Origin of the sequence: Roseicyclus sp. (assembly GCF_965662675.1) — a bacterium.
Classification (GTDB): domain Bacteria; phylum Pseudomonadota; class Alphaproteobacteria; order Rhodobacterales; family Rhodobacteraceae; genus Roseicyclus.
In genome coordinates this window covers 38,235-51,747 of the sequence record NZ_CBFIIK010000008.1, presented here as the reverse complement: position 1 = coordinate 51,747, position 13,513 = coordinate 38,235, and the positions used below count along the sequence as shown (strand labels likewise).

At 63.4% G+C, this 13,513-nt stretch carries 15 protein-coding genes and 1 tRNA gene; 5 read left to right on the top strand and 11 right to left on the bottom strand.

What is annotated here, in order from left to right; genetic code table 11:
- Positions 1 to 86: 86 nt before the first annotated feature.
- The 8 genes from ACTG4J_RS03290 to ttcA all read right to left on the bottom strand — a co-directional run bounded on the left by ACTG4J_RS03290 (position 87) and on the right by ttcA (position 8,129).
- Entirely contained in the window at positions 87 to 587 is a 501-nt protein-coding gene (locus ACTG4J_RS03290) for a SixA phosphatase family protein (RefSeq protein ID WP_439137093.1), read from the bottom strand.
- Entirely contained in the window at positions 584 to 1,237 is a 654-nt protein-coding gene (locus ACTG4J_RS03285) for a ferredoxin (RefSeq protein ID WP_439137092.1), read from the bottom strand. Before ACTG4J_RS03285 ends, ACTG4J_RS03290 begins: the two co-directional genes overlap by 4 nt.
- A gap of 80 nt (positions 1,238 to 1,317) precedes the next feature.
- Positions 1,318 to 2,178, bottom strand: coding sequence for an acetylglutamate kinase (gene argB, locus ACTG4J_RS03280; protein ID WP_439137091.1), 861 nt, complete (start codon positions 2,176 to 2,178; stop codon positions 1,318 to 1,320).
- 97 nt (positions 2,179 to 2,275) lie between these two features.
- Entirely contained in the window at positions 2,276 to 2,929 is a 654-nt protein-coding gene (yihA, locus tag ACTG4J_RS03275; protein WP_439137089.1) for a ribosome biogenesis GTP-binding protein YihA/YsxC, read from the bottom strand.
- Positions 2,926 to 3,669: an MOSC domain-containing protein gene (locus ACTG4J_RS03270; protein WP_439137088.1), complete on the bottom strand. Its 744-nt coding sequence runs from the start codon at positions 3,667 to 3,669 to the stop codon at positions 2,926 to 2,928. Before ACTG4J_RS03270 ends, yihA begins: the two co-directional genes overlap by 4 nt.
- Positions 3,666 to 5,489, bottom strand: a complete 1,824-nt coding sequence (yidC, locus tag ACTG4J_RS03265; RefSeq protein ID WP_439137087.1) for a membrane protein insertase YidC — start codon at positions 5,487 to 5,489, stop codon at positions 3,666 to 3,668. The genes ACTG4J_RS03270 and yidC overlap by 4 nt, the downstream gene beginning before the upstream one ends.
- A gap of 126 nt (positions 5,490 to 5,615) precedes the next feature.
- Complete coding sequence (locus tag ACTG4J_RS03260; RefSeq protein WP_439137086.1) at positions 5,616 to 7,169, bottom strand: EAL domain-containing protein; 1,554 nt, start codon at positions 7,167 to 7,169, stop codon at positions 5,616 to 5,618.
- Between the two features lie 99 nt (positions 7,170 to 7,268).
- Entirely contained in the window at positions 7,269 to 8,129 is an 861-nt protein-coding gene (gene ttcA / locus ACTG4J_RS03255; protein WP_439137097.1) for a tRNA 2-thiocytidine(32) synthetase TtcA, read from the bottom strand.
- A 113-nt stretch (positions 8,130 to 8,242) separates the two neighbouring features.
- Between ttcA and ACTG4J_RS03250 the strand changes: the two genes are divergently transcribed.
- Complete coding sequence (locus tag ACTG4J_RS03250; protein WP_439137084.1) at positions 8,243 to 8,779, top strand: DUF3833 domain-containing protein; 537 nt, start codon at positions 8,243 to 8,245, stop codon at positions 8,777 to 8,779.
- A 6-nt stretch (positions 8,780 to 8,785) separates the two neighbouring features.
- Here the strand turns inward: ACTG4J_RS03250 and yidD are convergent, their stop codons facing one another.
- Genes yidD through rpmH form a run of 3 tightly spaced genes read right to left on the bottom strand, consistent with a single transcriptional unit; the run spans position 8,786 to position 9,539 of the window.
- Positions 8,786 to 9,007, bottom strand: a complete 222-nt coding sequence (gene yidD / locus ACTG4J_RS03245) for a membrane protein insertion efficiency factor YidD (RefSeq protein ID WP_439137082.1) — start codon at positions 9,005 to 9,007, stop codon at positions 8,786 to 8,788.
- Positions 9,004 to 9,387, bottom strand: coding sequence for a ribonuclease P protein component (gene rnpA / locus ACTG4J_RS03240; RefSeq protein ID WP_439137081.1), 384 nt, complete (start codon positions 9,385 to 9,387; stop codon positions 9,004 to 9,006). Before rnpA ends, yidD begins: the two co-directional genes overlap by 4 nt.
- A gap of 14 nt (positions 9,388 to 9,401) precedes the next feature.
- Entirely contained in the window at positions 9,402 to 9,539 is a 138-nt protein-coding gene (gene rpmH, locus ACTG4J_RS03235; RefSeq protein WP_168624034.1) for a 50S ribosomal protein L34, read from the bottom strand.
- Positions 9,540 to 9,833: 294 nt separating this feature from the next.
- Between rpmH and ACTG4J_RS03230 the strand changes: the two genes are divergently transcribed.
- The 4 genes from ACTG4J_RS03230 (at position 9,834) to ACTG4J_RS03215 (ending at position 13,511) form a co-directional block, all read left to right on the top strand.
- Complete coding sequence (locus ACTG4J_RS03230; RefSeq protein ID WP_439137080.1) at positions 9,834 to 10,559, top strand: TVP38/TMEM64 family protein; 726 nt, start codon at positions 9,834 to 9,836, stop codon at positions 10,557 to 10,559.
- Positions 10,556 to 11,968 carry a dihydrolipoyl dehydrogenase family protein gene (locus ACTG4J_RS03225; protein ID WP_439137079.1) on the top strand — a complete coding sequence of 471 codons (1,413 nt, stop codon included), beginning with the start codon at positions 10,556 to 10,558 and terminating at the stop codon, positions 11,966 to 11,968. Before ACTG4J_RS03230 ends, ACTG4J_RS03225 begins: the two co-directional genes overlap by 4 nt.
- Positions 11,969 to 11,992: 24 nt before the next feature.
- The gene (locus ACTG4J_RS03220; protein WP_439137078.1) at positions 11,993 to 13,378 is read left to right on the top strand and encodes a sensor histidine kinase; all 1,386 of its coding nucleotides are present in this window, start codon (positions 11,993 to 11,995) and stop codon (positions 13,376 to 13,378) included.
- Between the two features lie 56 nt (positions 13,379 to 13,434).
- Positions 13,435 to 13,511, top strand: a tRNA-Arg gene (locus tag ACTG4J_RS03215).
- The last annotated feature ends 2 nt before the right edge of the window (positions 13,512 to 13,513 follow it).

Genomic DNA, 13,513 nt, shown 5'->3' with positions numbered 1-13,513 from the left:
GGCCTTCTTCAACAATCCGCAGAATGACCGGACCAAACTGTTCCTGAGCCAGATCCTCGGGCACTGAGGGGGGGGTCTGTGCCCCCCTACAGATCGCGCGGTACGATGAAATCGACCGCGTGACCCATCCCCCAGCCGATCGCGCCCCAATCGTCGCAGGGGAAATCGACCACCAGCGTGGCGCAGGTCGGGTAATCGGCAAAACCTGGATGCGCGGGCAGCGCATTCACGATGCGTTGCGCACAGTCCCCGATGCCGGGGTTGTGGCCGATGACCATGACCCGCGGCGCGCTTTGTTCCCGCAGATGCGCAAGGATCACCGCGGCCTCGGCATGGTAGAGCGAAGGCATCACCGTCATCGGAACCGCCCGGCCCAGTTCCGCCGATACCCAATCCCATGTCTCTTGCGTGCGCCGGGCGGATGAGACCAACGCCGCATCGGGCACATACCCCTTGGCGCGCAGCCATGCCCCGACCTTCGGCGCATCACCCCGCCCGCGCGGGTTCAGCGGTCGGTCATGATCGGCAAGCATCGGGTCATCCCAACCGGATTTCGCATGGCGCGTCAGGATCAAGGTGAGGGTCATGGGTGAAAACTCCGCATGTGAAAGGCCGACTGCTCCGTGCGGCGTCCGTAACCTTGGCTGACAGGGCAGGCCCGGCGTGCGCGGCAGCCCTGATCACGGCAATCTTGCCCGGCCTCGGTCGCAAGATGGGCGTGGCAGGACGCGACATCATAGCCATCGGGGGCAAGCGCGCCAACCGGGCAGGCATCTGTGCAGGGGCGCGTGCAGGCGGTGCAGGGCGGCGCGGGGGGCGCGGGGGGCAAAGCCAGCCTTTCGCGCAAGGCCAGCGCGCCACGGAAAGACACCATCAGCCCTGCCTGGTCATGCACCAACAGCCCAACCGGGCTTGTCCATGCCCGGCCGGTGCGCAGCGCCCAAGCGATGAAGGGGCGATAGGGTGGGCCGCCGAAGGGGAATAGCGCCTTGCCCCCCAGATCGCAGGCGATGCGCCCGATCACGCGGCGCGACCAACGGTCGAGCGGATCAGGTGCGCCATCGTGAAACTCGCCCTCGGCCATGACATGCGCCCAAAACCCCGGCTCGCGCGGGCCGAGCATCAGGAGTGTTCGGCAGCTTGCGGGGGTGTCATCCGCGGCGCCCGGATGGAACCCGCCGAAAACCGACAGATGATGCGGCGCCAGCACCCTGTCGATCTCGGCGAGGCTTGCCATGCGCGCGCTCCTTGCGGTTTGGGTGTAGCTACGCGATCCCGACACGATCACGACAGGATCACGACAGCCCTTGCCGGCGCTCAGGCCCGGATCATCGAGCCTGCGCCATGTTCGGTGAAAAGCTCCAGCAACACCGCATTGGGCACGCGACCATCGACGATGGTGCAGGCGCGCACACCGCCGCGCACGGCTTGAAGCGCCGTCTCGGTCTTGGGGATCATCCCCCCCGAGATCACGCCCGCCCGCGTCATCTCCTCGACCTCAGCGGCCTTGAGTTCGGTCACCAACGTGCCTTCGGCGTTCTTCACACCCGCCACATTCGTCAGCAATAACAAGCGGTCAGCCTTGAGGGCGGCGGCGATGGCACCGGCTGCGGTATCGCCGTTGACATTGAAGGTCTCGCCATTGCGGCCCATGCCCAAGGGCGCGATGACGGGGATCATGTCATCGCCGAACAGGTTCTTGAGGACTTCGGTATTGACCTCGACCGGTTCGCCCACAAAGCCGAATTTCGGATCGGCCGCCTCGCAGACCATCAATTCGGCATCCTTGCCCGAAAGCCCCACGGCCCGCCCGCCCTGCGCATTGATCGCCTGCACGATCCGCTTGTTCACAAGCCCCGACAAAACCATCTCGACCACCTCGACGGTGGCCGCGTCGGTGACGCGCTTGCCGTCGATGAACTCGGATTTTATGCCAAGCTTATCAAGGAGTTCATTGATCATCGGTCCGCCGCCATGCACCACGACAGGGTTCACGCCAACTTGGCGCAGCAGCACGATATCGCGCGCGAAGCTGGTCATGGTTTCATCATCGCCCATCGCGTTTCCGCCGAATTTGACGACCACGATGGCGTTGTTGAAGCGTTGCAGATAGGGGAGCGCCTCGCTCAGCGTGCGGGCGACGGCAAGGTGATCGCGGGTCATGTCTCGTTGTTTCATCTCGGGGCCTATGGCTGACGTTCCCGATCCTTAGGCGAGCAAAGGCCGCGTGTGAAGCTTCGCATTGCGTATTTCAAGAAAGATGAAAGCCGCGGCGTCAGACGATCGACGCGATCGTGGCGCGCAATGTGGGGATGCCTTCGCCGATTTCCGACGAGGTCAGGATCAATTCTGGATAGGCGGCGGGGTGCTTGACCAAGGCGGCGCGCGTGCGCGCCAGCGCCTCGTCGCGCTCTTTCGGGCGGACTTTGTCGGCCTTGGTCATCACGATCTGAAAGGGCACCGCCGCGCCGTCCAGCAGGGCCATGATCTCTTCGTCGACCTGCTTGGCACCATGGCGCGTGTCGATCAAAACGAAGGCCCGGCGCAGCGTGGCGCGCCCCGACAGATAGGCCTTGAGCAGTTTTTGCCATTTCTGCACCACGGCAACCGGTGCCTCGGCATAGCCATAGCCGGGCAGGTCGACGAGGTAGTGGCTTTGGCCCAAGGTAAAAAAGTTGATTTCTTGGGTGCGCCCCGGTGTGTTGGAGGCGCGCGCCAATGCCTTGCGCCCGGTCAGGGCATTGATCAGCGTCGATTTCCCGACATTCGAGCGCCCGGCGAAACAGACCTCGACCCGGTCGGCGGGCGGCAGGCCGTCCATCGCGACGACACCTTTGAGGAACTCGGCCCCGCCGGCGAATAGCTTGCGCCCCACTTCGGTCGTGGTCGCATCTGGTTCGGGGGCGAGGGGGAAGGGCAGGGTGGTCATGCTTGGGTTACCTTGTCGCCTGTGGCCACGCGGCCCGCGCGCCGGACCATGGCATAGATGCCGAAGTCGGTATGGCCCCAACCATCCTCAAGTGCGGCGAGGGTTGCGGCATCGCGTTTTCCTGTTTCGGGGTTTGCCTCGGTCGCGCGGCAGCGGGTGATGGGTTCGATCACTTCGAGCTCGGCCTCGGCGATGCGCAAGCGTTTGCCGACAAGGTCGAACTCTTCCCAAGGGGCCAGCCCGTCGAGCCAGAGATTGCCGCGAAAGCGCCTTGGATCAAGCTCTTGACCGAGCTTTTGCGACAAGGCGCGCAACGAGGCGAGGTTGAGGACCGCCACCGACGCATAAGGCGCGTCCGACATGCCGCTTGCGGGAGATTTGACCAAGGCGGCGGGTGCGCGTCGATCGGTGGGGTAGATGGGCTTGAGCCATGCGATCAGCGACGGACCGGCCATGTCATCCCCGGGGGTGATGGTCAGATCGGGCCTGTCGGGATGCGACAGATGGATCGCGTCACCATCGCATCGTGCGCGTACGGCCATCAGGGTCGCGGCCTTGGCACCGCGGATGAAGTTGCGGCAAGACCGCCAGCCCTCGGCCGCCTCGCCGCCCTCTTCCAGCACGGCCCATGCCCTGTCACGGGGCAAGGGCCGGTCAGGCTGCAGGCCCACATTTGCCAGCGGCTCGGCCCCGACGCCCTTGATCGGGTGGCGCCAGATCTGGGCCAGATGTCCGATCATTTGTCGGCGGGCTTTTTCCGCCGGAAGCTGCCGCGGATATTATCGAACAGGTCGGGCGTGTAGCCGTGCCGTTTCATGATGATGTATTGCTGCACGAAGGTGATCGTGTTGTTGGCGATCCAGTAGACCAACAGGCCGCTGGCAAAGCCGCCGAGCATGAACATGAAGACCCAAGGCAACCATGCAAAGATCGCGGCCTGCGTGGGATCGGTCGGCTGCGGGTTCAGCTTTTGCTGCAGCCACATCGAGATGCCGAGCAAGATCGGCAAGACCCCGATGAAGATCAGCGCAAGGATGCTGGTGGGTTCCGGCGCATCCCATGGCAAAAGGCCGAACAGGTTGAAGGTTGACGAGCTGTCGGGCATCGAAAGGTCGTTGAGCCAGCCGAAAAACGGCGCATGGCGCAATTCAAGCGTGACGAAGATCACCTTGTAGAGCGAGAAAAAGATCGGGATCTGCAGCAAGATCGGCAAACAGCCCGCGGCGGGGTTCACTTTCTCGCGCTTGTACAGCTCCATCATCTCTTGCTGCATCTTCTGGCGGTCGTCGCCCACGCGTTCCTTGAGCTTTTCCATCTGCGGCTGCAATTCGCGCATTTTCGCCATCGAGGCGTAGGATTTATAGGCCAAGGGGAAGAGCACGGCCTTGATGATCACCGTCAGCGCGATGATTGCCAGACCCATATTGCCGATCAGCACGTTGAGATTGTGGAGCAGCCAGAAGATCGGCTTGGTCAGGAAATAGAACCAACCCCAATCGATCGAATCGAGGAAGCGCTCGATGCCGCCCTCGTTTTGATAGTTGCGGATGGTTTCCCATTCCTTTGCGCCGGCGAAAAGCTGGGTGGTAACCTGAGCGCTTTGTCCGGCCTCGACCGTCATGGCGGGTAGGCGCGCCTCGGTCTGGTAGATGTCGGCGTTGGCGACATATTTCGTCACGCTGCTGAATGGTTGGTCGGCGCCGGGGATCAGCGTTGTCATCCAGTATTTGTCGGTAAAGCCAATCCAGCCATCGGCGACGACATCGACCACTTCGGCGGCGGCGCCTTCACGGGCGACAACGTCGAGATCGGGGATGTCGTCATAGGCCAATTCGTCGAGTTGCCCGTCGACCTTGCGCACCACGCCTTCGTGCAGGATGAAGAAATTTTGCAAGTCATCAGGCAGGCCGTGGCGCGCGACAATGCCGTAAGGGGCAAGGCGCACGGCAGCCGCGCCGGTGTTCTCGACCGATTGGGTGACGCTGAACATGAAATTCGCGTCGATACTCAGAACACGGCGGAAGATCAGGCCCTTGCCGTTATCCCAAACAAGCGTGACGGGGGTGTCGGGGGTGAGGGTCTCGCCTTGTTCAACGCGCCATTGGGTGTTCGCACCGGGCACATCCTCGAAGCTGAGATCGCCGGCTGGTGCCCAGCCATAGAGCGCGTAATAGGGATCGGCGCTGCCCACGGGTGCCAGCAGGCGCACGATGGGGCTGCCTTCGTCGAGTGTCTCGAAATAGCCGCGCAGCGAAAGATCGTCGATCCGCCCGCCGATCAGCGAGATGCTGCCTTCCAGTTCGGGGGTGTCGATCGGCAGGCGCGGTGCCGCGGGCGGGGTCACGGCGGCGGCCGCATCGGCCGATGCCACGCCCTCGCCGGTCGCGGCCGGCGGCAGAAGGGCGATATCGGTGCCAGTTGCGCCCTCTTGGGTCTGAACGCTGGCCGGAGCGTTGGGGTCGACGTCGGGCGTGGGTGGCGGGAAAAGGACGAACCACACCAAAATGACCAGAAAGCTTAGGCCAGTGGCCAGGATCAGGTTCTTGTTCTGATCATCCATCACTCAGTTTTCCCGCAATTGCTGCCTTGGCGGGTTCAACAGATCGGGGCACGAAAGGTCAAGGGGCCTTTTCCGCGCGGTGCGCGCGCAAGACGCGGTATTTCGGGTGCCTCGGCGGCTGTCGGCTTATCCGGCCCTGCGGTTTTGGGGAGCACCACGGGTGAGGGTTGCATTGTGGCGGGTGGCCCAATCATGGGTCGCGTCAAAGGGCATCGCCGCACCGATATGAAAGCCCTGCATATGGTCGCAGCCTAGCTTGTCGAGGATATCCTGCACCGGGGCGCTTTCAACGCCCTTGGCCAAGGTCTCAATCCCCAGATGCCGCCCCATCGCCAAGATCGCGGCAAGTGCTGCGTGCTGGGCGGGATCATCGGCAAGCCCGGCAAGATAGGATCTGTCGATCTTGATGCGCGAGACGCCAAATCGGCGGATCGCAGCGATCGAGGCTTGGCCCACGCCGAAATCGTCGAGATCGATATTGACCCCATGACGGCGCAAGGCCGCGATATTGTCGTTGATCGCGCCATCTTGGGCGTTGGCGGCAACGGTTTCGCGAATTTCGACGGTCAACCGTCCCGGACGCAGGTCGAAACGGTCCAGTTCCCATTTCACATGATCGGCCAAGCTGGGGTCACGCAACTCGTCGGCCGAGAAGTTCACCGAGACGGAAGGAACACGCAGACCCGCCTGATCCCAACCCCGCGCGGCCGTCAATGCATGATGCAAGATGCGGCGGCCGAAGCGGCCCATCAGCCCCGCGTCGGCGATCGCGGGGAGGAAGTGTGCAGGCAGTAAAATGCCACGCTTTGGGTGGTGCCAGCGGGCCAAAGCCTCGAATCCGACGATCACGCCGCTTTGGGTGGCGATCTGGGGCTGGAACCAAGGCTGGAACTCATCGGCGATCAAGGCCGATGCCACCTCATGCGACAGGGCGCTGGGGGTTGCGGGGGCGGCCAGCGCCGCGTCATAGGCGCGCTGTGCATCGGGCCCATTGTGCCGCGCAGCGTCAAGCGCTGCCCCGGCCGCGCGCAGGGTCGGCTCGGGCAGGCCGCCGCCATCATGGCGCAGGCTCGCATGGCCCGCTGAAGCGGTCAGTCGCAATTGCATGGTGCCAAAGACGACCGGGTCAGCCACCGCGGCGCGTAGGCGGTCGCAAATCTGCATCCTCGTGCCCAATGGCGCGCTACGCATCGGGTGCAACGCCACACCGAAGTGTCCCGCACCCAGATGCACCAGCATGTCGTCATGGCGCAGCGTGGCGATCAGGCGGTCACGCATGGTTGAAAGGATATCATTGGCCGCAACATTGCCCCAGCGCTCGGCGATCCGGTCCCAATCATCGAGTTCAAGCAAGATACACGCGCTGTCATCATGCGCGCGCCGCGCGACCCGCGCCAGCATCGCCGCAAGGGCCGCCCGACCGGCAAGGCCCTCATCATGGGCAGGGAAAAGCGTTGCCGCGTCCTGCGCCGCCGCAGGAGCGGCTTCGCGGCCCAGCAAGATACGCAGAGCCAACAAGATGGGCAGCACAAAGACCATCGCCGTGACAATGTCATCCAAGCCCAGCCAAATCGCGACGAGGGCCATGATCGCGAAAAGAGCGATCGTGTCGAGCCGGTTCAAGCCCCGGTCCAGCGTAGTCGCCAACCGCGCCAGCATCATCATGCCCAAATGTGGCATCGGTTTGCGTACCTTTTCGACCTGCACCATCGCCCTGAGAAACCGGGCACGGTGCAAACCTCGGGCTCAAACCCTGACGCGCTCTTAACGCCGCGCGCCTCAATCCTGAGAATTTTTACGATCGTGCCGGCTTAGCCCTGCGAAATCGAACAACTCCGGGTCCAGCAAGTGCGAGGGGCGGGCATTCATCAGCGCTGAAAACATCTTGCCCTTGCGCCCGGGTGCCTTGGTTTCCCATTCCTCCAGCATACGCCCGATGGCTTGACGTTGCAGACCGTCCTGACTGCCGCACAGATCGCAAGGGATGATGGGATAGTTCATGGCGCGCGAAAACGCGTCGCAATCGGCCTCGGCCACATGCGCGAGCGGGCGATAGACGAACAGATCGCCCTCATCGTTCAACAATTTGGGCGGCATCGTCGCCAGCTTGCCGCCGTGAAAGAGGTTCAGGAAGAACGTCGCCAGAATATCGTCGCGGTGATGGCCCAAGACGACGGCGCTGCAGCCTTCCTCGCGGGCAACGCGATAAAGATTGCCGCGCCGCAGCCGCGAGCAGAGCGCGCAATAGGTCCGCCCCTGCGGCACCTTGTCGACGACGATCGAATAGGTGTCGGCGTATTCGATGCGGTGTGGCACGCCCATGCGGTTCAGGAACTCGGGCAAGACCGTTGCCGGAAAGCCCGGCTGGCCCTGATCGAGATTGCAGGCCAAGAGATCGACCGGCAACAACCCGCGCCACTGCAACTCGGTCAGCGCGGCCAAAAGCGTGTAGCTGTCCTTGCCGCCCGACAGGCACACCAGCCATTTCTGGCGCGGCGCTGCGGGGTTGCGGTCGACCATGCCGTAGCGGTCGATCGCCTCGCGTGTTTCGCGGATGATGCGTTTGCGCAGTTTCTTGAATTCGGTGCTGGAAGGCGCCCCGTGAAACAGCGGATGGATATCGTCGGCATCATCAAGCATGGCGGCCCCCTTGGCGGTCGCCCCGCCATAGGGCGTGGCCTGCGCCAAGGTCAAGCGGGCTTGCCTCGGGCAGGGCGCGGTTTAGTTGTTTCAATCAACCGGAAGGAACCCTCATGCGTCTTGTTGCCCTTGCCCTTGGCCTTGCCAGTGTCATGCTCTTGTCGGCCTGTGCCGGGCGGCCCGCACTTGATGATCCGCAATTGTCGGACCGCCAGCTGAACCTCGAGGAGTTCTTCGTCGGCGACCTTGTGGCCTATGGCCAGTTTCAAGACGTCTTGGGTACGGTGCGGCGACGTTTCGAGGTGGCGATTGCCGGCACTTGGGATGGGCATACCCTTACCCTTGTAGAAGATTTCGTCTACGAGGACGGGTCGACCGAACAGCGGATTTGGAGTTTGGTCAAGACCGGCCCCGAGACATGGCGCGGCACGGCGCCGGGTGTGGTGGGCGAGGCTTTCGGCGAAGAACGCGGCGACACTTTCAACTGGGCATATACCATCGATCTGCCCATTCCGGGCGATGAAACCATGCGCGTCAGCTTTGATGACTGGATGTGGCTGCTCTCCGAGGATCGCTTGCTGAACCGCGCCTACATGAAACGCTTCGGCGTCACCATCGGCGAGGTCATCATCACCTTCGAAAAGCGCTGAGGCTGTTCAATCGGGGACGTTGTCGATGCCCGAGCCACCCCATGGGTGGCAGCGCGCGATGCGGCGCGCGGTCAGCCAACTTCCCTTGAGCGCGCCGTGCTTTTCCAGCGCTTCCATCGCATAGGAAGAACAGGTTGGCTGAAACCGGCAGCCATGCCCGACCCAAGGGCTGAAGACCAAGCGGTAGAACCGCACGGGCAAAGATACGATATAGGCCATGGGACTCATTTATGCAGCTTTCGCAAGGCGCGGGCCAGATCGGTCTTCATCGCGTCGAAGCCATGCGTGGCGGTGGCATCGGCGCGTCCGATCAAGACATAGTCCCAGCCCGGCTGACCGTCCACTGGCACGACGGCGCGCGCGATTTCGCGCAGGCGGCGCTTGGCACGGTTGCGTGCGACCGCATTGCCGACCTTTTTCGAACAGGTGAAACCGACGCGCACCGCCGTTTCGGCGGGTTCTGACGGATCACGCAGGCGGGCTTGCAGCAAAAAGGCGGGCATCGGCACGCGCTGGGCGCGGGCGGCGGCCAAGAAATCCGCCCGCTGGCGCAAAACAGAAAAAGCCCCCGGCGGGCTTTCGCCCGGCGGAGGCGTGTCAGGGACCATCGGTCCGACCTTGATCAGGCGCTCAGACGCTTCCGGCCGCGGGCGCGGCGGGCATTGAGCACCTTGCGGCCGCCCTTTGTCGCCATGCGCGCACGAAAACCGTGACGGTGCTTGCGCACCAGGTTGGAAGGCTGAAAGGTCCGCTTCGACATTGTCTTCTCCGTGGTTCGATCGGTCCGGGTCGCGTGACGCACGCGCCGCTACGGTCCGAGGGAATCTCTGATAGAGCCCGGCAGATACGGAAAGCCGGACGGGCTGTCAACAAACAGCGCATCCCCCGCAGCGGATTTTGCGCGCTTTTTGCCTGCTTGGTCCAAGCGGACGGGCTTTTGCGACGCTGCGGGCAAAGTTACAACCGATCAACCTGCCGTGACACCCCTGTCGCATAACGGCCAGATGGCGCATCTATGGGTGCAACGCGGATAAAGCAAAAAGTTGATGCATCGATGATCGCACGTGCCACATCCCCCCTGCGCCGCCTATGGCCGCTGATCGTAATCGCATCGGCTGCGGCAGTTGGGTGGTGGTGGTACGGCGATTTGTTGAGTTTCGAGGCGCTGGCCGCGAATCGCGAAGCGCTCTTGGCCTTGCGCGATTCCCATTACGCCGCGACCGTTTTGGGCTTCACGCTGGCATATGCGTTGATCGTGGCATTGTCGCTGCCCGGTGCAAGTGTCGCGACGCTGACGGGCGGGTTCTTGTTCGCCACCTTTCCCGGCACGATCTTCAATGTCTTGGGCGCGACATTGGGGGCAAGCGCGATCTTTTTGGTCGCGCGCTCGAGCATCGGTGCGAGCTTCGCGGCCCGACTTGAAGGATCGGAAGGTGTGGTCAAACGTATCAAGGACGGGATCGACGAAAATCAGTGGTCGATGCTGTTCTTGATCCGGCTTGTGCCGGCGGTGCCGTTCGTCATCGCCAATCTGGTGCCGGCCTTTCTCGAGGTGCCGCTTCACCGCTATGTCATTTCCACCTTTTTCGGGATCATGCCGGGGGCTTTGGTCTATACCTCCATCGGGGCGGGCCTGTCCGAGGTCTTCGCGCGTGGGGCGGCGCCCGATCTGGGCTTGTTGTTCACGCCGTCGATCCTATTGCCCATTCTCGGTCTATGCGCATTGGCGCTCTTGCCGGTCCTCCTCAAGGCGATGCGCGGCGGAAGGGAGATCGGATGACCCTTTTGAGAACGGATATCTGCGTGATCGGCGCTGGGGCCGCCGGGCTATCGGTCGCGGCTGGTGCGGTGCAGATGGGGGCCGATGTCGTGCTGATCGAAGCGGGCGAGATGGGCGGCGATTGCCTGAACACAGGCTGCGTGCCGTCCAAGGCCCTGCTCGCCGCCGGTCACAAAGCCCATCAGACGGCCCAATCGGCATTCGGCGTGGCGGGCCATGATCCCGCCCCCGATTTCGCCGCTGCAAAGGATCATCTGCGCGCCGTGATCGACCGCATCGCCCCGGTCGATAGCCAAGAGCGCTTCGAAGGCTTGGGCGTGCGGGTGATCCGCGCCCGCGCCCGTTTTACCGCGCCCGACATGCTGGATGCAGCCGGCCAGCACATCAGCGCGCGCCGCTTTGTCATCGCCACAGGCTCGCAGCCTTTCGTGCCGCCGATCCCCGGCCTCGACACGGTGCCCTATCACACCAACGAGACGATCTTTGGCCTGCTTGAGCGCCCCGGTCATTTGCTCATCATCGGGGGTGGTCCCATCGGGCTGGAAATGGCGCAAGCCCATCGCCGCTTGGGCAGCGATGTGACCGTGCTGGAGGGCGCGCGCGCGCTGGGCCGCGATGATCCCGAAGCGACGGCGCTGGTCTTGGCCCAGCTGCGCGCCGAAGGGATCACCATCATCGAAGGCGCGGCGGTGGTATCCGCGACCGGCAAGGATGGGGCGATCACACTGCAGACTGGCGCCGGGGCCAGCATCACCGGCACGCATCTTTTGGTGGCCGTGGGGCGGCGGCCTGTCGTCGATGATCTGGGCCTCGATCTGGCCGGGATCGCGCATGGCCCAAAGGGGATCACCGTCGATGATGGGCTCCGCACAAGCAATCGCCGCGTCTATGCCATCGGTGACGTCACGGGTGGCGCGCAATTCACCCATGTCGCAGGCTATCAGGCAGGGGTGATCATCCGCCCGATGCTGTTTGGTCTGCGCGCGCGCGCGCGCGCCGATCACATTCCACGCGCCACCTATACCGACCCCGAACTGGCGCAGGTCGGATTGACCGAGGATGAGGCGCGCAAGGCCCATGGCGCGCGGCTAAGCGTGCTGCGCGCGGAATTCGCCCATAACGATCGCGCCATCGCCACCGGACAGGCGCAGGGTTTCGCCAAGGTCATGGTCGTGCGTGGCCGCCCGGTCGGGGCCACCATCATCGGCCCGCAAGCGGGCGAGTTGATCCAGATCTGGGCGCTTGCGATCGCCTCGCGCCTAAAGATGTCGGCCATCGCCGGCATGATATCGCCCTATCCGACACTGGGAGAGATTAACAAACGTGTCGCGGGTGCCTATTTTGCGCCTAGATTGTTTGAAAGCCGATGGGTCAAGCGTGTGGTGCGAATCGTGCAGCGCTCGCGATGATCGTTCAGGCGGACCGGGGTTGGCGTGGCGAATACACTTTCAGGGCGTTTTCTGATCCTTACGGTCATCTTCGTGATGTTGGCCGAAGTGTTTATCTTTGTGCCTTCGGTCGCGCGGTTTCGTGAAGAATACCTTTTGGCCCGTCTTGAGCGGGCGCAGATCGCCTCGCTTGCCTTGCTCGCCACCGATGGGATGATCGATGACGCGCTCGAGGTCGAGCTTTTGCAGAATGCCGAGGTGCTCAACGTCGTGCTCAGGCGCGACGCGGTGCGCCAGCTGATCTTGTCGACCGATCACATGCCCCGGATCGCGCAAAGCTATGACATGCGCGACCCTACGGCTTGGGTGCTGATGCGCGATGCGCTGGCCCGTATGGTCAATCCCGAGGATGAGGTGATCCGCGTCATCGGTCAGCCGGTACGCGAAGCGGGCTTGCTGATCGAGATCACGATGCCAACCGCGCCACTGCGCGCGGCGCTGATCGATTACGGGCTGCGCATTCTGGCGTTGTCGGCGGTCATCTCGATCTTCACCGCGCTGTTGCTGTTTATCGCGGTCCGCCAGTTGATGGTGGCGCCGATCAAGCGTCTGGTCACCAGCATGACGCGCTATGCCGAAGCGCCGGGCGATGCGGCGCGGATCATCCGCCCCGAGGGGCGCGTGCATGAATTGCGCGATGCCGAGGAGGCGTTGCACAAGCTGCAAACAGATCTGACCGGCGCGCTCAAGCACCGCGAGCGGCTGGCGCAGCTGGGCGAGGCGGTGGCCAAGATCAGCCATGATTTGCGCAATATGCTGTCTGTCGCCACGATGTTGGGTGACCGGCTCGAGGTCTCGCAAGATCCCGCCGTGCAGCGGATCGCGCCGCGCCTCGTCGCCTCGCTTGATCGCGCGATCAATCTGACCGAAGCGACGCTGGCCTTTGGTCGCGCCGAGGAACCGGCCCCCAAGTTGACCCGCGTCGGGCTGCGCGGTTTGGTCGACGATGTTTTCGAGAATGAAAAGCTCGCCGATGACAGCGATCGGATTGAATATCGCTGCGATATCGCCCCTGCATTGACCCTGCGCGCCGATCCTGAACAGCTCTACCGCGTCTTGGCCAATCTCGTGCGCAATGCGCGGCTGGCGATCGCCGCGACAGGTGGCGAGGGCTGCATTCATGTTGCCGGTCGCGATCGGGATGACGGCTGGGAAATCGAGGTGTCCGACACCGGCCCCGGTCTGCCGCAAAAGGCGCTGGACCATCTGTTCAAGCCCTTCCATGGCGGTGTGCGAAAGGGCGGTTCTGGGCTTGGGCTGGCGATTTGCGCCGAGTTGATCAAGGGCCATGGCGGTCGGCTTGAACTGATCCGTACCGGCCCCGCAGGCACGGTGTTTCGCATTTGCATTCCGGTCGGTTTGGCGGCTTGAACGGCCCGGTTTTCCGCTTGCAACGCTGCCACGCCGCGTTTAAACCCCGCCCTCACGGACTGGTAGCTCAGTTGGATAGAGTACTTGACTACGAATCAAGGGGTCGGGGGTTCGAATCCTCCCCAGTCCGCCACT